The 23,073-nt window shown below is 34.1% G+C and carries 18 protein-coding genes and 2 tRNA genes; 9 read left to right on the forward strand and 11 right to left on the reverse strand.

Translation table 11 applies throughout. The features are described from left to right. Window position 1: 1 nt before the first annotated feature. The 3 genes from porU2 to OQ292_RS15795 all read right to left on the reverse strand — a co-directional run bounded on the left by porU2 (window position 2) and on the right by OQ292_RS15795 (window position 6,668). A complete protein-coding gene (gene porU2 / locus OQ292_RS15785) occupies window positions 2-5,050 on the reverse strand; it encodes a putative type IX secretion system sortase PorU2 (RefSeq protein ID WP_284683106.1) in 5,049 nt (1,682 codons plus the stop codon). Beyond that, the gene (locus OQ292_RS15790; protein WP_284683107.1) at window positions 5,043-6,143 is read right to left on the reverse strand and encodes a putative type IX sorting system protein PorV2; all 1,101 of its coding nucleotides are present in this window, start codon (window positions 6,141-6,143) and stop codon (window positions 5,043-5,045) included. Before OQ292_RS15790 ends, porU2 begins: the two co-directional genes overlap by 8 nt. Before the next feature lie 87 nt (window positions 6,144-6,230). After that, window positions 6,231-6,668, reverse strand: coding sequence for a YybH family protein (locus OQ292_RS15795; protein ID WP_284683108.1), 438 nt, complete (start codon window positions 6,666-6,668; stop codon window positions 6,231-6,233). Window positions 6,669-6,846: 178 nt separating this feature from the next. Here OQ292_RS15795 and OQ292_RS15800 point away from each other — a divergent pair, with 178 nt between their 5' ends. Next, the gene (locus tag OQ292_RS15800) at window positions 6,847-7,023 is read left to right on the forward strand and encodes a hypothetical protein (RefSeq protein ID WP_284683109.1); all 177 of its coding nucleotides are present in this window, start codon (window positions 6,847-6,849) and stop codon (window positions 7,021-7,023) included. On the opposite strand, the gene OQ292_RS15805 is transcribed toward OQ292_RS15800, so the two are convergent. The 6 genes from OQ292_RS15805 to OQ292_RS15830 all read right to left on the reverse strand — a co-directional run bounded on the left by OQ292_RS15805 (window position 7,020) and on the right by OQ292_RS15830 (window position 13,348). Then, complete coding sequence (locus OQ292_RS15805; protein ID WP_284683110.1) at window positions 7,020-8,459, reverse strand: hypothetical protein; 1,440 nt, start codon at window positions 8,457-8,459, stop codon at window positions 7,020-7,022. The two genes, OQ292_RS15800 and OQ292_RS15805, sit on opposite strands and share 4 nt — an antisense overlap. 106 nt (window positions 8,460-8,565) lie before the next feature. After that, window positions 8,566-8,964 carry a 30S ribosome-binding factor RbfA gene (rbfA, locus tag OQ292_RS15810; protein WP_284683111.1) on the reverse strand — a complete coding sequence of 133 codons (399 nt, stop codon included), beginning with the start codon at window positions 8,962-8,964 and terminating at the stop codon, window positions 8,566-8,568. A gap of 158 nt (window positions 8,965-9,122) precedes the next feature. Further along, a tRNA-Leu gene (locus OQ292_RS15815) sits at window positions 9,123-9,206 on the reverse strand. 51 nt (window positions 9,207-9,257) lie between these two features. Beyond that, window positions 9,258-9,330, reverse strand: a tRNA-Gly gene (locus OQ292_RS15820). Window positions 9,331-9,410: 80 nt separating this feature from the next. After that, window positions 9,411-10,052 carry a rhomboid family intramembrane serine protease gene (locus OQ292_RS15825; RefSeq protein ID WP_284683112.1) on the reverse strand — a complete coding sequence of 214 codons (642 nt, stop codon included), beginning with the start codon at window positions 10,050-10,052 and terminating at the stop codon, window positions 9,411-9,413. Between the two features lie 83 nt (window positions 10,053-10,135). Continuing rightward, on the reverse strand, window positions 10,136-13,348 hold the full coding sequence (locus tag OQ292_RS15830) for a WD40 domain-containing protein (protein ID WP_284683113.1): 3,213 nt from the start codon (window positions 13,346-13,348) through the stop codon (window positions 10,136-10,138). Window positions 13,349-13,521: 173 nt separating this feature from the next. Between OQ292_RS15830 and OQ292_RS15835 the strand changes: the two genes are divergently transcribed. From OQ292_RS15835 to OQ292_RS15865, 7 genes are all read left to right on the forward strand, one after another. Beyond that, entirely contained in the window at window positions 13,522-13,704 is a 183-nt protein-coding gene (locus OQ292_RS15835) for a DUF1737 domain-containing protein (RefSeq protein ID WP_284683114.1), read from the forward strand. Window positions 13,705-13,739: 35 nt separating this feature from the next. Then, window positions 13,740-14,435 (forward strand): class I SAM-dependent methyltransferase, encoded by a 696-nt coding sequence (locus tag OQ292_RS15840; RefSeq protein WP_284683115.1) that lies wholly within the window; start codon window positions 13,740-13,742, stop codon window positions 14,433-14,435. Between the two features lie 123 nt (window positions 14,436-14,558). Beyond that, the gene (locus OQ292_RS15845; protein ID WP_284686014.1) at window positions 14,559-16,856 is read left to right on the forward strand and encodes a sensor histidine kinase; all 2,298 of its coding nucleotides are present in this window, start codon (window positions 14,559-14,561) and stop codon (window positions 16,854-16,856) included. Between the two features lie 102 nt (window positions 16,857-16,958). After that, window positions 16,959-18,290: a PQQ-dependent sugar dehydrogenase gene (locus OQ292_RS15850; RefSeq protein ID WP_284683116.1), complete on the forward strand. Its 1,332-nt coding sequence runs from the start codon at window positions 16,959-16,961 to the stop codon at window positions 18,288-18,290. Window positions 18,291-18,425: 135 nt separating this feature from the next. Then, window positions 18,426-18,893, forward strand: coding sequence for a c-type cytochrome (locus tag OQ292_RS15855; protein ID WP_284683117.1), 468 nt, complete (start codon window positions 18,426-18,428; stop codon window positions 18,891-18,893). Between the two features lie 60 nt (window positions 18,894-18,953). Next, the gene (locus OQ292_RS15860; protein WP_284683118.1) at window positions 18,954-19,742 is read left to right on the forward strand and encodes an SDR family oxidoreductase; all 789 of its coding nucleotides are present in this window, start codon (window positions 18,954-18,956) and stop codon (window positions 19,740-19,742) included. 12 nt (window positions 19,743-19,754) lie between these two features. Then, complete coding sequence (locus OQ292_RS15865; protein ID WP_284683119.1) at window positions 19,755-20,288, forward strand: NUDIX hydrolase; 534 nt, start codon at window positions 19,755-19,757, stop codon at window positions 20,286-20,288. A gap of 29 nt (window positions 20,289-20,317) precedes the next feature. Here the strand turns inward: OQ292_RS15865 and OQ292_RS15870 are convergent, their stop codons facing one another. Next, window positions 20,318-21,916: a M1 family metallopeptidase gene (locus OQ292_RS15870; protein WP_284683120.1), complete on the reverse strand. Its 1,599-nt coding sequence runs from the start codon at window positions 21,914-21,916 to the stop codon at window positions 20,318-20,320. 191 nt (window positions 21,917-22,107) lie between these two features. Here OQ292_RS15870 and OQ292_RS15875 point away from each other — a divergent pair, with 191 nt between their 5' ends. After that, window positions 22,108-22,647 carry a hypothetical protein gene (locus OQ292_RS15875; RefSeq protein ID WP_284683121.1) on the forward strand — a complete coding sequence of 180 codons (540 nt, stop codon included), beginning with the start codon at window positions 22,108-22,110 and terminating at the stop codon, window positions 22,645-22,647. Here OQ292_RS15875 and OQ292_RS15880 read toward each other — a convergent pair. Continuing rightward, the gene (locus OQ292_RS15880) at window positions 22,644-23,045 is read right to left on the reverse strand and encodes a thiol-disulfide oxidoreductase DCC family protein (protein WP_284683122.1); all 402 of its coding nucleotides are present in this window, start codon (window positions 23,043-23,045) and stop codon (window positions 22,644-22,646) included. The genes OQ292_RS15875 and OQ292_RS15880 overlap by 4 nt on opposite strands. Window positions 23,046-23,073: the final 28 nt, after the last annotated feature.

A 23,073-nucleotide genomic window follows, 5' to 3' on the forward strand; every position in this document is an offset into this window, starting at 1 on the left:
TTTATCGCATTAGGTACATTTTACCATAACCATTTTTAAACATATGGTCGGCAGAGGTTTCGATTTTTTCGAATGGGTCTCCACTGGTTTGTAACATAACCCGATACAAATAGACTCCATTTGCAAGTTGATCGCCAAATTCATCTCTGCCGTCCCATGCATATTCTGTGATATTATTCCCAATTCGGATTGTACCCAATTCATCCTGAGTAATTTCTCTTACAACTCTACCTGTAACTGTCATAATCTGTATTTTAATGCCAGATGGAATTTCACCACCAGTAAGGGTAAATACAAATCTTACATTATCTGAAAATGGGTTAGGATATGGGTAAAAATTACTAATTCTCGATTCATTGATTACTTCAAAACTCACTTGATAAGGATCAATAGCTGATAAGTTTTCTGAATCGTCTGTACCTTGAACTAACAGAGTGTAAATTCCATCGCTTAGCTGATCAGGTTGATAAAACAATTGGAATAGGTTGTTTTCATCTGATGTCCAACTGATACTAGAACTGTTTAGAGAGATTTTTTTGAATGAACAACTATCACATTCGCTTAGAAAAACTTCAAGACCTGTTGTGTCTGTTTTTATTAAGAATGGATTTTCGTCTTTAAGATTGATGCTAATGAGTGGAGTAGGGGAAATAATATCTCCATCAAGAATTCTTATTCCATCAAAAAGCACATCTAAAACAGGGTTAATTGTATCAGGACTTACAGTAAAATTGTCTTCCTGCACATTGTTTTCATATACTTGTTCTGCTAAAATTCTTGGGTTCACAAATACATTTAATCGATTTGTACCGGCTTGATCTTTTGTTGGGATTTTCAGTGTAAAATTGATCGAATCATTTACAGCTAAAGAGCTGAGAGTATCATATCTGGTTATATTTTGATTAGTTGTTTGATTGAGTAAATCATAAGAAACAATCAGTGAATCATTAAAAGCCGTGTTGGAGACATTTCTAAAAGTATATTGATATCTCATAGTGTCACCTTCTGCAATACTAGTTTGCCTTGCACCTGAGTTGAGATTTTTAAATAAAATTCCTTCTGGAACTTCATCATACAACACCTTCCAATCTTTTAATTGTACTGGTGTTTTGCCAATTGTATCAGTAATATTTTGTTGAAGCCTTAGATAAGGAAATGTATCGGCATTGATGAAAGTTAAATCGGTATGGATATCTTCAATACCTGAGAGTAATACAGATTCTTCTCCTCTAATTTTTACGCCTATAATATCAACATTTGCTTCTTCATCTGCTTGGTCTTTTTCTGATGCAATCTGATAAAGTGAAGCCCATTTTTTAGCAGGGCCTATTCTGGTACTGGTAATAGTTCCGCTAGATGTACTTAAGTCAAATTCGAACTCTGCTGTAATAGTTTGCTGATTAGAAGGCTGCAAGGCTGTATATCTTGGAAAAACTTCTTGTGCTGAACCAACCGGATCACCTTTTCTACCAAATGCAATATATGGGTCGCCACTGGTCAAAGTGTTAAGAAGGTTAGATACATCTACACCAATTTCTGCAAAGCCAGCGTAATTAGCTGCACTAAAATTGCTAAAGTTTACAGTTCCTGCTGAAACCAACAAAACATAATCTCCTTCATTAATATAATCCATATAGATACTCATCGCATTAGATGCTCTTAAATCTGTATCTAATAATCTGAATGCCTCGCCTTTATCACCAAATCCACATTTTAAGTGTGGGAAGATAGGAATTGTATAAGGTTCTCCTGTATGTTGGTTGATGGCTAAAGTGATAATTACATTTTTGTCACAAATGCCTAAAGCAGCAACTCTAAAATCATTCATATAAATGTAATAATCGAGCGGGTCGCCAGCACTTCCACCAACTGCCTGTACTCTCAAATTGATATTTTTTTCTAAAAATGACCAAATGCCATTTTCAGGGTTCACCTCTAAGTTTTCGGAATTATCGCTAGTAAATTGCTGTGCATGGCTTTGCGACCAACCATTTGGACTATCTTTAATGTAAACAAAAGAGCTGTTTGTCCAGTCAGACTCTTCGGTATTTTTGGTTGGTCTTACACGCCAATAATAAACCAGACTATCGGTCGCATTATCGCTAATTAGGTTAGTTTCCCAATGCGGTGTGAGACCGGCTGTAACAGTTGTATCTCTTAATTGCGGGCTATTAAAATAAGAAGTTGTATCCAGTTGAAAGATATAAGTCTGTTCACTCGTATCATCTTCGGTGTTTTGGGCGAATAATTTAACTGGCTGTTGGTTTACAATGCTAAACTCAGTTGGTGAAATGATCACCATTCTTCTAGGTTTGAGATAGAGGTCCAAAATTGCTGTGTTATTTAACTCATCCATCTCATCGAATTGTAAACCGGCATCAACCATTACTTCGAACTGATTATTTCCACCACTTTTTAGTTTTTCATCCTCAGTGACTGGAATGGTGAAATATAATGTGTCTTGATAAATGGTTGTAGGGTATTCTTTATTGGTGTATTCTCGGGTGCTTCCGTCAGGGAAAGTTCTAGTTACTGAAATCTCGAAAGTGTCTTTATTTACAATGCCAAAGTTTGAAACGACCATTGCTATTTTAAAAGAATCAGTTTCACTATCGATACTTTCAGTAATGTCAAAAGATTCAGTATACAGACTTTCTGTACCTATATAATAATCAGGCTTATCAAAATTGAATATTTTAACTGCTGGGTCTGCTGAAAGGATAAACTGCTCAGCATTAGACCAATCTCTTTGATTTTGCGAATTATTTTCGATATACGTTTTTACAGCTTCTTGTACTACCTTGCCAATAGGTTTGCCTATGTTTTCAGGATCACTAAAAAACGTTTCATAAAACTCATTAGAATAGCGTTTTTGCGTATCGACAAAAGCAAGATAACTGTGGCCTAAAAAGCCAATAGCACCTTTGTTTGCTGTTAAAATCCAGTCTTCGCCAATCGATCTGGTACTGGTAAAAATATCTCCTACACTACAACCCATCATCAGAATAAATGGATATTTACCCTGATTTTCAAAGCCTCTCATAGAGTTACTTACATAACCAAACTCTAAATCTACAAGTGTTAGCGATGAGTGCCCGAAGAATGTCATCATGCCCAAGCCATCATTTACTTCATCAGAAATATCTATAAACTCTGTAGTATTTGTGGTTTCTTTGGCTTTAAAAAGCACTTCAGCTCCCATGTACTCATCTGTGATATAATCGGCTAAACTGATTACATGAGATGATAAATTTTGGTGCTCAGAAACTGTTCTACCTCCACTTAAATGTAAAAAGTTCTTTTTCCAAAGCGCATCATTTTCAAATGCTTCGTGCTCTTTTATTTTATTCAAATAATTTAATACATGTTGAGGAGTAGAAGCGGGAAGGCGACCAGTTGCGACTGAAGGTTCCAGAAATGTTCCTTCCATTCCGGCAGAGTATAAATTATCTGAACATGGTTCTCCATAGCAAGGTATCAAGCTTTTGTAAGTCCAGCTCTCACTGCTAGGTTTGTTTTTTTCGTAGTTGTAGTTGAATGATAGTCCTTTTCCTATAATAAATAAAAATTCAGGATTAGTATTTTGGTGTAATGCATCGATAAATCTTTGTATTGCTACTGGATGTACTTCGCCATAAGTAAACTGGTTATAGATATTATTAATCTCAGCAGTTAACACAGTATAATTTCCACCTTCTGCTGAAGCTCTGTAATCTGCATATGCTGTTATTACATTATCTTCATCACCAGCAGCTTGCATTAAATCTCTATGTGTGAGTATTACGTAATTGGCATTTGTATAGGTTAATGGCTGAATAGTTGCTTCACTTACATCATCGATACTTTTAGTTTCTGGGCTGATGTATAGAATAACCTCACTGTTGTTTCCCTGAATATTGGCTGTGAAATTAGTGCCAGAAAGAGTCCCATTTACTTCTTTAATATTATCTGGATCAGAGATATTAAAGACGCGCATATCACTACTAACATTAGCAATAGTTACCTTTCTGAGGACATCATTAGATTGCGGGATATTGAAAATTTTACTCGTTTTGCTGCCCATATCCAATGCTTGTGGATAAGTGAGTGTAATTCCCGATAGAGAAACTATTTCATTTATTGATTGAGAGAAAGGCTGAATTTGATAAGCTACGATAAATGAATCGATGCTTGCAGAAATATCAGTAAAAGCTAAAGTCGTATTTAGCTCTGCATTTTCGTAATAAGTAAAACTCAAGTCACTCAGTGAATTTAATGCTCCTGATGTTTGCCCTGCTAAAATGCTTACTTTGTGTTGTGTATTAGAACGACCACTCATTTTTACTGAAAGTGTTGGCTGAAAACCAGAAGCCGTATAATTCTCTATGTCTAGTGAAAATTCTTTATAAGTTGTTCCACCAGCATAAACATCTGTATAACCTTTGCCATCATCTGTAAAACCTGAAAGTAAACCTCCTTGATTAGATATTGATTGAAAATAGGTCGGGTAAAGTGGGCCACTGCTAAAGTATCTTTCTAGATTATTTGTTTCTGTATGGTCGAAAGAAAAATATTTTAAGGCTTTTTCTAAATGATATTGTACAGTTGTTCCACTACCTGTTGTACCATCATAATCACTTACTCTTTTTCCTTTGGTATTATCTAAAGTATAGGTAAGAAAATAGAATGTCTGATTTGTGTATAAACTAGCGTGTGGATTATTGTGGTTTAATGGATCATCGTACATGGTAGCATCTAGTGACCCATCGTTTAGTGTTCCGTAAAATTCAATATAATCTGAATTATTAAATACACCATCATCTTCACCAGAAACATAAATCGCTCTTTCGTTGCCCTTATGAAAAAGCTGAAGGTTTTGGGGATTGATTGTACTTACAGGAAAACCTGCCTGTTGGAGGTCTGCATAAGTTATATGATAGATACCATTTTCACTTACTGCTACTTTATAATATTCCTGATTAAAATTTATCCAGGAGTTGTATTGCTGTGCAGAAAGTTGATTTATGATAAAAAAGTAGAGTAATATAAAAAAATACTTTTTACTAATCATCTTGTTGAAGTCTAGGGGTAGCATATTTAGATTTACCCATCACCACTCTCACTGAAAAAATATTAGAGTATAAAGATTCTGAATTGTCGCCAATGTCGGTTATAGCATAGTCTATGCCCACACTTTTAATTTTGATACCAACACCAAAGTTTGGCTGAAATGAATAAGAGTAATTATTGCTAAAGTCTTTGGTTTGCTGAAAGTTGCCAATTCCACCACGCACGAATACAGCATTTTTATAGTCTATTTCAACTCCAGCGTGTGGGTCAGCTGAGAAAAGCTCTGTTTTAATTACAGTATTTCGCTTACCATCAAAAGTGATATCTAAACCTACAGTGCCAAGTGCATGGAATGCATTGCCAATTCCTGTTTTAAAAGCAACATCCGTGAGTAACCTGGGCATTGTAATTTCTATGGAATTATCTGGAATTGTATTACCAGTGGATGTAAAAACATCATAGAATGTTTCCGGATTAAAATACCAAGTGTTGTAAGTACCAGTAATATCTCTAGCAGTGATGCCAAAATGCCATTTATTTCTGGTGAGTTGTGCTCCTAAGTCAATTCCAAAGCCCCAAGCATTAGCAAAGATTCCTACATTTCTGTATATCACTTTAAAGTTTGCTCCAAGTCTTAAGCCTTTAATTAGAAGTGATCTTCGTGCATAGGAGAATAAAAAGGCATAATCAGCTGCTGAAAAAGATTTTATATTATCGTAATTCAGCGTGCCGTCTGCATCAAATAAATATCTTGTGTCTGGAATGTCGTCTACAGCAAATCGGATTAAAGAAACTCCTATATGACTTTTACTATCTACAGGAGTAGCAAAGCCTGCATAATCGTAATTGGCAATACCAGCAAAGTAGGATGCGTGCATGAGCGAAAAGGCATATTTCTTTTTGATGTTTAGTAACCCAGCAGGATTCCAATAGCCAGCTGTTGCGTCATCTACAATAGCAGACTGAGTGTTGGACATGGCCAAGCCTCTTCCACCTACGCCTATTGCCAGAAACTCATTACTGTATTTTGGAGTATTTTGGGCGTGTAGTGTAAAAAATGAAAGTAATAGATAAAAAAGTATAAAAAATTTCATTCTGGTGAACAGCTGAAGTTTACTAAAATGCTAACGGCAAAAAATTGCATTCAGTCTTATGCTGCTCACTTAAAAAATGAAATTATTTCAGCCAGTGTGATCAACAATAATCACCCATTTTCCATCGATTTTTTTCCAAGTAAGTGTAAAATATCCTTCTGCATCTCCAACTTCTCTAGTTAGATGAAATTTTCCTACAACAAGAATTACTTTAGGAGCCAGTTTTTCTGTTGAAATAATATCAAAATCTAGTTTACCCATTATTTTCTGGTTTGGGTAATTGGTTTTGTATCTTTCTAATGTTGCTTCATAGCCGTAGGTTACACCGTTGCTACCAACAAACTTTAGCTTTTCAGACTCCCAGTAACCCACCATGAACTTTTCTACATCGCCACTGTTCCAATCTTTAATTTGTCTTTGTAAAATGTTTTTTACGGCATCTATATCTTTATCCTGAGCAGAAACATAAAAAAATGAAAGACTTAGTAGAAGGGTACAAAATATTCTGTAAAAATATAGTTTCATGAAAAATATTTTTGATGATGTTCGATTTATTAATTTTAGATTAAGAATAATATTTGTAGTTATCAGATATTAAAAATACCATAGAACTAGATTTTTTAATTCGGAATCCTAAATTTCTGAATACTGTTCTAATTAAAAAATCTTAAGATAAATAATTAGTCAAGAATTTACCAACGCTATGAAATTAAGAACCTATGTTTTATTCAGCCTCTGCTTTTTTTTCATTACCAGTGTGGGTACTTCCTGCAAATCGTCTCTTGATAGGCAAAGACCAGTAGGGCAGACTTGGACACCTAAATACAAAAAGTCTAAGAAAAAGATGAAGCGATATAATTCTAAAAGAAAGAAGAATTAATTCTGGGCTTGTACCGTGGAATTATTTTTTTGAGGGAGGAGTGTGTATGTACTTATAGAGCCTTCTTTTTTGAACTCATAACTTTCAAACAACAAAGGAATTCTGTCGAAGATTTTTTCGGATAAGTTATCTTCAGTATAGTCAACAATCATATCTGGTTTATCTTCCAGAATACTATTTTTTAAGTTTACAATCACCGGATATTCATTAAGCTCACCCAAATAGTTTTGAGATATCTTCCAGTTTAAAAAAGGTGTAGCAATAGAGTTGTGATTATAAGCCGATATATTATTCCCTAGTACCATTATTCTCTTATTTTCTGCTAACTTATCATTTACAGGAAGGATTTTTTCGTAGAAAGCATCATTCTTTTCATCATCAATATTAAAATACATTGAATATCCGATACCGACTAAGATGGCTGAGATGGCAATAAATTGGATTTCCGCAATAAGATTTTTTCTAATCAAAAGCAGATAATGGCTTACAAAAAATGAAAATACAGGAGCAAAAATGATGAATTGGATACCACTAAACTTCGGGCTTATTATCAATACCACCAATGTGAAGATTGTCCATAAAACTACAAACCATTGTCCGTTTTGTTGGTAATTTATAAAGCCCCTTGAGGTTTTTAATTTAAATATTGAAACCAGTAATAAGACTGCCGGAAATGAGAATAAAACTAGTGTGTTTTTTAAGCTGTACATCCATGTTTTACTAAGGAAAAACGATTGTACATAACATCGGTAAAAACCAATTAGATTATTCTGATACATAAAATACAGTAGCATTATTATCCACACAAACACATAGCCTGCTACTACATTTAATAATAACCTTACCGAAGAAGTTCTAAAGAGTGCAAAACCTAAAACTGCTGCAAGTAAATACAGAAAAGAGGGCATGTAAAAAAATGTGGCAATACCAGTATACAAACCTGTTTTAAATATTTCTTGCTCACCAGATTGGCTATCTAGTTTTATAACATTTCTGAGTACCAAAATTAAGAAGCTAAGCGACATTAATGCTGGTGATAGGGTTAGCATTTCGAATGTTGTACAGGCAAATAGTACATACATTAGAGCTGGCACATATGTTTTTTCATTAAACATCTTAATGTCTATAAGTGCCAGATTAAAATAAAATGCCTGATATGTAATGAGTACTATGGCTATTATGTGATAGGCGAGGAGTGATTTGCCGAAAGTGATATCTATAAGCCAATATACAAATGCAGCTAAAGGGCCAGTATTGTCAAATAACTGATCATAAATAACATGACCTTCAGCTAAACGCTCACCAACTAGCATCCAGTTTAACTCCAATAATGTTAATGGGCTACCAGATGTTAGCATAGGTAATTTCAGAAGTACCAGAATAAATAAGATAGCAATTATTCTGAAAGGATCATTTAACCTGAAAAAGCTGAGCATTTATTGATGTACTATTAAAAAACTTTGTGTTTTTAAAAAATAATAGAATTTGTCAATAGATAAGACGATCTAGCTACATATTTATTTTTTAATAATAGTAATGCCGTTAGATGTCTCCTTTATAATCTTTTAAGTTATCGTCTTCTTTGTCTTCTGGTGGAATATCCAGATTTTCGAATAAAGAATCTACTTTAGAAGCAACCTCTTCTGTATCATCAATATAAAAATGTAATTCTGGGATTATCCTCGCCTGATTCCTGATTCTATTTGCAAGTTTTTGTCTTATGAGTTTATTGCTTCTTTCTATTTCAAGGAGTAATGCTTCCTTATCTTTTACCATTAAGAAGCTAAGGTATACTTTTGAAATAGCAAGATCTGGACTTACTTTAACCTGAGTAACTGTAATAAAAGCGCCACCAAAGTGATCTCGGCTAACTTGTTGAAATATTTCTCCTAAATCTTTCTGAATAAGTCTTGAATATTTTTTTTGTCTAGTGCTATCCATAGTATGTTGATTTACTGAAGTTAATATCAGTATAAAAGAATAATAAATTCCTTGGCAATGAAAGAGCTTAAAATCTAGTGTCTTTCATTACAATTAACAAGTTTTTAAGCTCAATAAGTTTTGGAATTTACTATTCTTTCTAAGAGAGGATTAAAGAGTACCAGGAGCGGGACTTGAACCCGCACGGCCTAACGGCCACAAGATTTTAAGTCTTGCGTGTCTACCAATTCCACCATCCCGGCAAAAAAAGCTCGAAGTAAAAAACCCAATTTTACTTGGGCTTTTTGACTTTGAGCGGGAGACGAGATTCGAACTCGCGACCCCCACCTTGGCAAGGTGATGCTCTACCAGCTGAGCTACTCCCGCTTGTGATTTTTAAAGGTGTGCAAATATAAAGATATTATTTTTACATACACAAGAAAAACCAAAAAAAACTTAAAAAATTTCTAAAAAATACTCCAACTAGCCAGTTGAGTGAAGAAATTAGCTATCACATTAGGCTGTATGCCCACACTTACTATTACACCGAATAGCGCGCCAAAGAAGTGCGCATCGTGTCCGATGCCGTCCATTTGGTCATTTTTTGTCATATAGTAGGAGTAAGCCATATATAAGGCGGCAAAAATAAAACCTGGTATTGGTATAGGTAAAAGTATGGGTCTTAGTGAAACTAATGGATCGAACATGATATAAGATAGTACAACTGCTGAAGTTCCGCCAGATGCACCCAAAGCGTTGTATCCTGGATTGTTTTTTTGTTTGATAAAGGTAGGTATATCTGCAACTACGATGGCAGCAAGATAAAACAACACATAATAATAGCTACCATTGCTTCCAAGTTGGTAATTAAAAATCCCTTCCAGCATATTACCGAATAGATAAAGTGTAAACATGTTGAAAAATAAGTGCATCCACCCACCATGTATAAATCCTGAAGTGATAAAGCGGAAATATTCTTTATCCTTTACAATTCTATAAGGATTTAACATAAACCTGTATTTGAGCTCTGGTTTATTATCTACATAGAAGCTTACTATTACAGTAATGATTATGATGATAGTATTAAAGCTATATTCTTGTATGGCCATTTTTAGTTTTTAATGAAAAATGCAGGCTGATAATAGCCTGCGATTAGTTATAGAATTAATTAAGCTCCACAAACTTAATGTGATTATTTTACAATCACTACGGGAAAATCTTGACCAGAAATGTAAGCAGTAGGGTATTGTGCTACTCCTTTGTACATCTCACTCATCTTTGGGATTTTCTCATCCAGATAAGATCTTAATTCACCTACCGTGATTTTTTTATCAAATGCACCAGTATCAGCGTCTCCTTCAAGTGCTTTTAGTATGCAATAGGTAAATACGCCATGACCTAAAGATTCTACTTCTGTAGCATATTGTTTAGAGCCACTTGCAGCAATTAATGCGATTCCTGTACTTCTTGCTAATTGTATCATAGCTTTTTCTTCTACAGGTCCTCTTAAAGTGAAAATTTCAGTAGCTCCACCAGACTGGCAAGCATCTAGCAGAATCAATTGTTTTTGCGCTCTTACTCGTTGGCAAAATTCATTTAGCTGGCTGGCTGATATGCCGTTTTCTGTAAGAATTCTTTTATTCCCATACATTTTGGTAACTCCAGTAGGGCATAGGAAATATTCTTCTGAAAAATCATCTTGATACATAACACCATGACCCGCATAAAAGAAGACAAAAACATCTTCTTCTGAGGCTGAATGGATAATTTCATCAAATGCAGCTTTTATATTTTCAGCAGTTGCCTTCTTATCATAAAACTCATAAGTAACAACCTCTTTAAATATATTTTGCGATCCTGCTTTAATCGTTTTTGCAAAAGCTTGAGCATCATCACGAGCATAATTCAGGTTATAAGAATTATTCTTGTATTCGTTAATGCCAATTACCAGCATATGCATTTTTGATTTTGGAACTACAAACGATTTGTAGGCAACTTCAATAAGATCTGGAAATGATTCGATTCTATCATCATTTAAAGCGATTACTGTTAACCTGTTCATCCCTTCAGATAATTTCACATCAAGTTCTAATCGTTTATACTTCTCAGGCTCAGATTTAGGTTTAAACTTCCTGCCTGAAGAATGAATCAACTTTCCGTTTTGATAAAGCCTAATTTCATCTATACCACCACCTTGGTCGTATGCTTCAATAGTTACATGGATTACTGAAGAATCACTAATTACACCGCTGTTTGTTTTTGTGTATCCTTCTGATTCTGCAAAAAATTGCGGTGATATAAAATAGACCTCTGGAGAAAGTGATAAACTTCGATTCATATTTACTCCAGCATCTGGTATTGATTCTCCTGTAATGGTTAATTTCCATAAACTCGGAGTAAATGATTTTTCGTACAGGGACTGTAAGGGAATAATTTCATTGCCTTGAACAAAACACAATGCTTTGCTAATACCGGCTTCTGTTCCATCAAACTTCCCGTCTGGCGTAGTTACTGTAAAATCCCTTTCATTATACAAGAAAACGATATTGAGAATTTCCTCGCCTGCATTTAAATCCCAGAGTTTTACTTGTTGATCGGTGCTTCCACTAAGTACATACTTGTTATCTGGACTAAAAGCAACAGAATTAACTTTTGCATGGTGACCAAAAAATGTTCTAGATATTTTTTTCTGGTTCATATTCCAAGTTCTAACAATGTTGTTGTTATCACCTGTTACAAGGTAGTTGCCTTCTGTATCAAAATCTATATCTATAATGGATGCAGAAGAGCCTTTAAGTTCAAATAGTTTTTCACCACTTACTGTATTCCAACCAATTATTTTTTCATCAGTACTACCACTTACTAAAAAGTCGCCTTTAGGGTGGTAGGCCAGTGCATTTACACTTGCCGTATGATTGGTGAGTGTTCTTAGTTCTGTTCCAAGATTGGCATCCCAAATCTTAATAGAATTATCTTCACTGGCACTGGCGATGTTTAAGCCATCAGGGCTATAAGTTACATCTTTAATCCCATTGGAGTGGCCATACAAAATCTTATATGTTTTCCAATTATTTGTTTTCCAAATTCGTACAGTCTCATCTTTACTGCCGCTACAAATCCAGTTATCGTCAGGGCTATAACTAACCGATGTTACAGGTGCAGAGTGACCTATTAAAGCGAAAATGGCTTTTCCTGTTTTTATATCCCATATCCTAAGAGATTTGTCATCACTTGCACTTACTATCAATTTATTATCGTGGCTAAAAGCAATGTCATTAATTGCATCAGTATGGCCTCTAAGTGTAATAATACAATTACCAGATGAAGCATCTATAATTTTTATATTTCCACCAGCATTACCCAATGCAATTACCTGCATGTTATGGCTGTATTTTACCACATTCACAAAAGATGCAAAGCCAGCTAAAGACTTTACTTGTCTGTCGGAGTTTAAGTCCCAGAAAAAGATGGTTTTATCGTCTGAAGCTGAAGCTATTTGATTTTGTCTGAGGTTGAATGCCAATGCATTCACTGCTTTTCTATGTCCGTCTAGGTGATTAATTTCACGATAAGTAGTTGCATCCCAAATTCTCACTGTTTTATCATCAGAAGCACTTACTATATATCTTCCATCAGAAGTATATAATACATCGTTTACTGCAGCTTCGTGGCCATAGAGTGATCTTTTTTGTGATCCTGTTGTGGTATCCCAAATTTTAATGGTTTTATCTTTACCAGCACTAGCAAGAAATCTATCATCTTTACTAAAACTGAGAGAATTAACTGAGCCATCGTGACCAGTAAGAGTTTTTACAATTTGCCAGTTTTGTGTATTCCAAATTAAGATAACTCCATCTTCATCAGCAGAAGCCATTCTGTTACCATCGTTAGAAAAAGTTACTGTATTTACACTTTTCTTATGTTCTTTTAGCTGATATAATATTTTTCCAATGTCACTCCTCCAGATAATTATTTTTTTATCTTTTCCTCCACTTGCTAGTACTTTACCTTCTGGATGGTATGCAATACTGTTTACTGCATCATCGTGTCCATAAGTAACTCCTTCTTTAGTGCCATTTCGTGTATTCCAGAATCTAATGGTGTGATCATCGCCTCCTGTAGCTATCAGTTGACCACTAGGTGAAAAGCTGAGCGTGTTTATCTTTCCTTTGTGTCCTTCGAGAATCATCAACTCCCTGCCTGTTTGGGTATGCCATATTCTTACCACGCCATCTTCACCAACGCTGGCAGTTAACTTGTAATCGTTACTAAATGCAACATCTTTTACAGGGGCTGTGTGTCCGCTTTGAACTCTGAGTTCTGGGTTTTGTGCCTGTGAACAAAAGTTAAAGAAACAGTACTGAAAGATAAAAGAAATAAAAAAAAATAGACTTTTGTGTGACATTGAGCTTAAAGCTTAATTGTTTTTTATTTATAATAGCTGAAATTATATCTAGTCAAATTAGTTCAAACCTAGTGAAATAAACTTACTAATATGTTAACATACATATTAGTGATTTACTATTTTCGGCTGAAATTTTTTAAAATACTATTCAAAGAATTGACCATTATAGAATTATGAGCAAAAAAGTTGTTGATTATAAAATTATTAGTAGTTCTAATCCGAAATATGTTGAAAAAGAAGTGAAAAGACTATTAGCAGAAGGTTGGGAACTGCAAGGAGGTATATCTATTGGTGAAGTAAATAGAGGTGGCACCATGGATAGTTTTTGCCAGGCTGTGGTAAAATACGAAGAATAAAAACATAAGGTATTTTTAATTAAAAATAAAATAGCATGCCCGAAAAAGATGTATATGGTGAGGCCCTTTGGGATTATTATGAAGGGAAAGATGCAGAAGGTCTTGTTATACATACTTCTTATGGTGATATAGAAGATATGCCGGTAGAAGTTTTCTATCGGGATTTTGATGATTTCCCTATGATGGAGGCTTTTGCCATAGAAAGATGTAGAGGAAAGATTTTAGATGTAGGAGCCGGGGTAGGTTGTCATTCTTTAATTATGCAAGATCAGGGAAAGGATGTGCATCCTATAGATATTTCTGATTATTGTGTGAAAATTATGAATGCTAGAGCCATAGATAATGTGCGCAAGCAAGACTTTTTTAAAATTAAAGGAGAGCAGTATGATACCATCCTTTTTTTAATGAATGGCATAGGCATAGCTGGAGATGTTAAAGGTCTTAAAGAATTACTTAATCAATGTAAATCACTATTAAAAGAAGGCGGAGAAATCGTTTTTGATTCAAGTGATGTACAATATTTAAAAGACTATGATGGCGTATCTAGCGATGATAAATACATTGGTGAGATTGCCTATCAATACGAATATAACAATAAGAAAGGAGATTGGTTTAATTGGCTTTATATTGATCCAGAACTAATGAAAAAAGTGGCTGGAGAGGTAGGATGGAAGTTTGAACTTTTACATCAAGATGAAAACGATCAGTATTTAGCTTCACTAACTAGATAAGTTTTAACAATAAACATTTGAGTAAGAGGTTTTTAAAGTCATATACAAATATGATTTTTTTAACTAGACTCTCTCAGATTACAGTTTATTCGAAACAATGGTTTTCTAATCTCATTCAAGTTGATGCTAAGGGGCTTGCTTTTATATTATCTGCTATTTAACAGCTTACTGTTTTGCAAAGGACAGGAGTTGGTAATTTATTCAGATAGCGACTCTACAATAGCAATTGAAAAGCACTTAAGTTTTTTTGTAGAAGGTGAGGAGGAGTTAAGTATTTACCAAGTTAAAGATTTAAACGGAGGTTACTGGCAAAAACTCGTAGACACCGATGAACATCGATTTTCACAATCAGAGAATTTATGGGTAAAATTGAATGTTGTTTCGGATGTTGTTTTAAGAGATTATGTTTTTAAACTCCACGATGTTAAAATAGCCGAAGCATGGTTGATAGAAGACGAAGGAATATCTTCTTACCAAAAGGGTGGCGAGTTTGTAGAAGCTAGCTCTAAAGAAATTCTAGCTCGAAGAAAAGATTTTATAATATCACTCAGAGATCTTCACTCAGAGAGTTTCACGCTATTTGTAAAGCTTGAAAATATTGAGAAGTCGCAAGTTAATCTAAATTGGCTGCTCACACCATATGAGAGCTGGATGACTTTCTATTTTTATTGCTCTTTAAAAGAAATTATATTTCAATCGGTTTTGGGAGTATTGATGTTAATATCTCTACTGCTTTTTATACTTATACTTGATCAAAATTATTTATACTATTCAATTTACCTAGGCTCAGTTTCTTTATATTTTTTATGGGACTTTGGCATTACCGGCAATTACATTTTAGGTAATTTCCCGAACATTAATTTCTTTTTAAAAGTTTTCCAAAACTTTGTTCCAATTGCATATTTCTTATTTGTTAAACACTATATCAGGTATTCGTCACTAGACTCTTGGTTCTTTAAGAGTGTATTGCTAATAATAGGGTTAAATACAGGCTTTGTGCTTGTCGAAACAGTTAGCCTACAATGGACGATGGATAGGGGTCTGGTGTTTTCCAATTTGGCAAATGGTTTAGCTTCATTTTCGATGATTTACTTTTCAATTTCATTTTTGAGAATAAAATATGGAAATGTTAAGCAGAAGCAAGTGCTAAATGCAGGTATTATTTCAATTCTGGTTTCATATATTCTTGCATTTTTTGCTAATTATTTTGAGGTTGATAATTCTGAGTTGATTATTCAATTCGGTATTCTGTTAGAAATATTATTTTTTGCTGTGAGTTTGATTTTGAGAATCAGACACAATGAAAAAGAAAAAGTAATTTTTCAGAAGGAGTTAATTATGGAGCTTAATAAGAATAAGCTCATGCAAGAAAACTACAACAAAGAATTGGAGAATAAAGTAGTTGAAAGAACAAAAGAAATTAAAACTAAAAATGAAGAAATAATAAAACATAGAAATGATCTAATACAAAATGCACAACATTTTCAAGAGTTAAATGCAGAAATCTTGGCTCAGGCAGAACTCATACATAGTGCTAATGAAAGACTGCATAAGAATGAACAAATTTTAAGAAAGTCTTTTGAAAACTTAAAGAAAAGCCAACGTGAAGTTGAAGTGAAAAATGGAGAAATTCAGAAAATAAATAAAAACCTTGAAAAGCTAGTTGAATCGCGAAGTAAGGATGTGATTGTTGCAAAAAAGGAGTTAGATGAGTTTTTATACAGAAGTTCTCACAACTTAAAAGGGCCAGTTGCTAGAATAAAAGGCTTGCTTCAATTGTTTGAGATGGATTTGGAAAATACGACCAATCTTCAAAATTATCTTATAAAGTTACAGGTTGTTGTGTTGAGAATGGAGCGGATTTTAGAGAAGTTAAATGCAGTAAGTATTATAAATATAGATTACGATAATAAAAACATCCATACTGATGTGCCTAAGGTGATTTCAGGAGTGGTTGATTCCTTTATAAATATAATTAATGAGAAGAAAATTGAGATTATTGAAGATACAATTCCGGTAGTTCTGGAAATAGACCCAAATATTCTAACTATTATAATAAAAAATCTTGTTGAGAATGCCCTCCAGTTTAGTGATAATACTAGAAAACATAAGGTTGTTATTAAGCTTTTTGAACACCAGAATGGATTTGTAGAGTTAAGTGTAAGCGATAATGGTATTGGTATAGAGAGTGAGTGTTTAGAGCATATTTTTGATATGTTTTATGTAGGATCTGTAAGTTCTAAAGGTGATGGAATGGGCTTATATATTGTACAGAAGGCTATAACTTCAATTGGTGGATTTATTAGAGTAGAGAGCAAAGCAGATACAGGCTCTAAATTTATAATTACATTTCCTTTAAAAAATAAACATTCGGTGTGTACTCAAAATAACATCAAAGAAAAAGTCATTTTAACAAACTGAGCTATTTCTTTGGGTACAAATATTTGAATGTAATTCTGCCTTATTATTTAATTCCTAATATTATATCTTTACATAGTTACTCATTTTAAATTTAATGAAACTATGTACTCAAAGCATATTTTTAAAATAGCATATATCTTATTAATTAGCTCATTTTTTTATTCTTGTGATAAGCAAAATGCCGATTCAGAAACAACATCAAACGTATCAAACTTACCAGTTGCAGATAATGATAATGGAGGTATAGAATTGCCTTCAGGATTTGGGGCTGTTACTGTTGCCAAAGCTGTTGGTAAGGCTAGACACCTTACTGTAGATGAAAAAGGAAGTATTTACATCAAACTCAGAAAACTAGAAAATGAGAATGGTGTGATTGTATTATCTGACACAACCGGAGATGGGAAATACGATGTAAAATCTGCATTTGGCGATTATGTTGGAACAGGTGTTCATTTGTACAATGGTTATTTGTATGTTTCTTCAGATACTTCTGTTTATCGTTATAAGCTCGAAAATGGCTTAGTTCCATCAGGTGCAGTTCCAGAAACGGTCGTTTCTGGCTTTCCTACACAACGATCTCATGAAGCAAAGTCTCTTGCCTTTGATAATGCAGGGCATATGTATGTGAATGTGGGCGCACCTTCTAATGCATGTATGGAGACTGGCAGAACACCCGGTTCGCCCGGATTAGATCCTTGTCCTCAATTAGAGTTTCAGGCTGGTATTTGGCAATTTGATGCAAATAAGCTTAATCAGGTTCATCAAGTAGATGGACATAGATATGCCACAGGTATTAGAAACTCCGTAGCTTTAGAATGGAATATTTCTGCCAACTCTTTATATGCAGTTCAACATGGTAGGGACCAATTAAGTAATCTGTTTTCAGAATTTTACGATGATGAACAAAGTGCAGAATTACCTTCAGAAGAGTTTTTGAAAATTAGTGATGGAGATGATTTTGGCTGGCCTTATTGCTATTACGATCATTTTCAAGATAAAAAAATACTTGCACCAGAATATGGTGGTGATGGAAAAAAAACAGGTAGATGCGAAAATGTAGTGCCTCCAATTTTAACTTTTCCAGCTCACTGGGCACCAAATGACTTGTTATTTTATACTGGTGATTTGTTTCCAGAAAAATATAAAAATGGTGCTTTTATCGCTTTTCATGGTTCATGGAATAGAGGCCCTTACGCTCAGCAAGGTTATTCAGTTGTATTTGTTCCTTTTAAAGATGGTATGCCTTCTGGTGAGTGGGAGAGATTTGCAACAGGTTTTGCTGGGGTAGATAGCGTAATGTCAACTTCAGATGCTAAACATAGACCAATGGGACTTACTCAAGGACCAGACGGCTCGCTTTATATCTCAGACTCTGTAGAAGGGAAGATTTGGAGGGTGCTCTATTATGATGAGAAATTAGCTTCTCTAGACTAAATATTTATAGTTTGAGTAAATTCCTTAAGAATAAATTCATCTAATTAGTTATAATTGATAGTATTAAACTGAGATTATATAAATTTCTCTGGCAAAACAGATTAAAAATTAAAACTATTCTAATTTTATTTATCTATGAACAAATTTTATTTTGTATTTGCATTTTGTGTATGGGGCTTAATTTCATGTGGTGGTAGTTCAGAAAAATCTACAACTGAAACTGTTGCAGAAGCAAAACCAACACAAGAAGAAGCAAAAGAGGAAAAACCACAAGTACATCCTGGAATGGGTATTTACAAAACATATTGCCAAGTATGCCATCAGGCAAATGGAGAAGGGGTTCCAGGAATGAATCCTCCTTTAACGCAAACAGAATATGTTTTAGGAGAAAAAGAAAGGATTATCGGTATTGTATTGAATGGTTTAACTGGAGAGATTGAGATTAAAGGCGAAACTTACAATAATGTAATGGCATCTCACAGTTTTCTTACCGATCAGCAAATTGCTAATGTACTATCATTTGTAAGATCAAGCTTCGGAAATGATGCTGATGCAGTAACTCCTGAAGAGGTGGCTGCTGTAAGAGCAAGTAGCGGAAATTAATATTAATTTTTAATAAACAGTATAAATCATTACTGATGGTTTATACTGTATTTTTTTATTATGGATATTTCTTTATTAAATAAGCAGGCTTTTGTTTGTGGAAGTACTCAGGGAATTGGCAAGGCAGTCGCTTTTGAATTAGCGTCTTTGGGAGCTAATGTTACCCTTTGTGCCAGAAACGAAGAAAAGCTAAAAGAGTTAAGTGTTTTGCTAGATACCTCGCAAGGTCAAAAACATGATTGTCTTGTGGCTGATTTTTTTAATCCTGATTTATTGAAAGCAAAAATTCAGGATTATGTATCAGATGGCAGAAAAGTAAATATACTAGTTAATAATACAGGAGGCCCACCAGCAGGAGACGCCATTGATGCTAAACCAGAGGAGTTTTTAAAAGCTTTTTCTGCACACCTCATTTGTAACCAGCACTTGGTTCAAACATTTGTAGATGGGATGAAAGAAGATGCATACGGTAGAGTAATCAACATTATCTCAACTTCAGTAAAAGTACCTATTCCTGGCTTAGGTGTATCTAATACAACCAGAGGTGCTGTGGCTAGTTGGGCCAAAACACTGGCGAGGGAGCTAGCCCCATTTGGAATTACAGTAAATAATGTTTTGCCCGGTTTTACAAAAACTGCTAGGTTAGATGGGCTTATTAGTGTACGTGCAGAAAAGAACAATAAGACTTTTGACGAATACGAAAAAATTATGATGGAAACTGTACCTGCTAAAAGATTTGCAACATCAGAAGAAGTAGCAGGAGCAGTGGCATATTTGGCTTCACCGGTTGCAGCTTATGTAAACGGGATTAACTTGCCAGTAGATGGAGGTAATACACCAAGTTTATAAAATTGAAATAGTTTGAAATTTTGTAGTAACTGTGGCAGCGATCTAATTGAATGGGTGATACCTGAAGGAGATAATCACTTTAGGTATTATTGTAAAAATTGTGAAACCATTCATTATCAAAATCCAAAAATTGTTGTAGGTTGTATCCCTCAGTGGGAGGGTAAAATATTGTTATGTAGAAGAGCAATAGAGCCTAGAAAAGGTTTTTGGAATTTGCCCGGTGGCTATATGGAAAATGGGGAAACTTTACCAGAAGGAGCTGCCAGAGAAGCTTTCGAAGAAACAAATGCAAAAGTTAAAATTGGAAAACTAATCTCCATATATACTATTCCTCAGATTAATCAGGTGATGCTTCATTTCTTAGCAGAACTAGAAAGTGATAAGTTTTCGGTAACTACTGAGAGTGAAGAATTACAGCTATTTAACTTGGATGAAATCCCTTGGGAAGATTTGGCATTTCACTCTAATGACTTTGCCCTTAAGGCATACTTAGAATCAATTCAACAATTGAATTACGAAGTAAGAATGGGCACATTGGTAAAATAGTGTGAAATGCCAAACTTCATGATTAATGGTCAATTAAAATAACCTAAAAACCAGCAGTCTGGATCTTTTACAATTGTTACAGGTTTGTCTTTTAATGGAATATCAATACTTTGATTTCTTTGAGTAACTTCAATCGTTTTCCTTTCCTTTGTCCCATCTTTATAGCTCAATTCTATCTCTAAAGGAAAACTAAAAGCCTCTTCGGTTTGAGTTTGATCGATAGTAAATGAAAGCATTTGACTCTTTTTACTGTATTTCCAAGATGTTTCTAACTGTGGTAACCCCGGTCTGTATAACCATTGTTCAAAGAACCATTCGAGCTCCAGGCCAGAGAACTTTTCCATATAATACTGGAAGTCTTTTGTAAGTGCATTTTTATCCTTATAAGCTTTATAATATGCCCTTATCGCTTTCCAAAAAGTATCTGTACCTACTTGTTTTCTAAGCATGTGTAATGTCCATGCTCCTTTTTGATAAGAGTTGGTATTTAGTAATTTGTTAAGATCAGTAATGTTGAAATCAATTATAGAAGACGCTGGATTTTCTTGATAAAAATTTAGAATGGCTGCTTTTTGAGAATTTAACAAACTATTCATAGAATTTCTACCATAGGTGTTTTCTATATAGAGGTCTGTAAAATATGTAGCAAACCCTTCACTAAGCCATACGTGGTGCCAGTCGGCTTCAGTTATTGCATCTCCAAACCACTGGTGAGCTACTTCATGGGCTATTAACTGTTCTACTTTGTTTTCTCCAGTTACCGAATTTTCGTAATAGAAAATATTTCCGGCATTTTCCATCCCTCCATATTTTGTTTTAGACTGAACATTTGCCAGTTTGCTGTATGAGAAAGGACCTATTTTATCATTAAAATAGCTAAAGACTCTGCGAGCTGGTTCGTAGTCATCAAAGCCTTCTTTTTTATTTTGAGGAAAAACCCAACTTTCAATAGAGGTTCCATCAACAGGCTCAAGATATTGAATCGCAAATTTGGCTACACCAATTACCATAACTTTTGTAGCTAAATCTGTTTCACTTTGCCATTTGGTTATTTTTGTTTTCTCATCTATAAAACTTTCTTCTGTTTTTGTGCCACTACCAATTACTTCATAATGTAGGGGAGCTTTTACTATAAATGAGCATTGAGCTTTATCATAAGGATGATCTATACAAGCTAACCAATGGTGAGCGCGGTTTGGCCAGTTGTCTCCAAAAAATGTTCTATCTCCAAATTTGTTCTCAGAGATAATTAATCCATCATAGGGGATGCCTTTGTATTGTATGTTTAAAGTAAACCTTTCTCCAGGTTGTAAGCTGTTTGTAAAAAAGACTTCTAATTTATCATTTTCATGATTATAGCTTCTAATCCCATGTTCGGAATGTATCTGAACATTGTCTACAATCATTCCTTTACCTTCTCTTTCTTCGGTAACATTAGAGAGATCAAAAGTGATGGTATTTACTTTTTGTTGTTTAATAATTCCTTCTACAGTTGTTACTCCATATATAGAGTCATTTACATCATTAAGTGTAAGCTCAAAGGTGTATTGAGTGATGTCTACTGAGTTGTTTTTTGGGTAATTATCGGTTGTGCTTTCTGCAAGTGTTACTTTTTGAGATATAAACATTAAATATAACGTAACCAAAAGATGGCTGAAAATCTTGAAACAAAAGCTTGTAAAGTTCTGTAGATAAATATGATGGTGCATATAGTTCCGTTAATTGAATAGCATTAAAACGCTAAATATAATATCCGTAATAACCATAAATACACACATATCTAATTTTTTAACCTAATTAAACACACATTTTTATTATCATGCAAAGAAATAAGTTAATCCACTATTCAGTTTCGACGCTTAAATTGCAGCCGCTTTTTCACAAAGAAACATTTTGTAAGAAAATTGTAAAAAACTTAAAGCATCTGGTTGATAGTAGAAAAATTAACCTGTATGGTTTTGTAATTTTACCAACTAAAGTGGAATGTTTGTGGGAGCTTAAAGGCGAGGAGTCTAGCGAAAGTCCTCATGTGCAGTTTTTAAGAGAGACCTCTGTAGATATGTTGACAGAGCTACGTAAAAAAGACAAGAAAACACTCGATTTGTTCTGTATTGATATGTTATTTCATAAAATACAGTTTTGGCAAAAAGGTCCAAGGCCAATCGAAATTCATAGTGATGATGAGGCAGAAGAAATTCTTCATAAAATGCACTATGATGCAGGTAGATTAAAACTGTCAGACGAAAGCAGAATATATCCATATTCTTCTAACAAGTTTTATAATTATAATCAGGATAATTTCAACATCCTTTCACATTATAATGAGTATTTTGGGAAAAGAATGAGAAAAGCCAGTTAAATAAATTTTGCTTTTAATTCTGGTGTCGGCATTCTGCAACTATCAGATTTCCCAAACCACTTATAGCGATTTTTTGCGATATAATTATAGATATGGTCTCTTAAAAACCGAGGAATAATTATAGCAATGTAAAGCATAGGAACTGGAAAGTTTAACTTTTTGCTAATCTGCAATGCTGCATCAGATTTTTGGTAAGTTTTCTCATTCTCAATAAGAATAATACTTTCAAGCTCAAGGTTCAAGTTGTGTGTCTCCAATAATTTCTGACCAGTTTCAGATTGGAGAGATGTAAACTTGAACCTGTTTTTTTTATCGTGATCTATTATAAAATTAACACTTCCATTACATAGATTACAAACACCATCAAACAGAATGATAGAATAACTAGAATTATCCACTATATATTTAAGACTGTTTATCTATATA

The sequence above is a fragment of the Chondrinema litorale genome, from assembly GCF_026250525.1.
Lineage (GTDB): Bacteria > Bacteroidota > Bacteroidia > Cytophagales > Flammeovirgaceae > Chondrinema > Chondrinema litorale.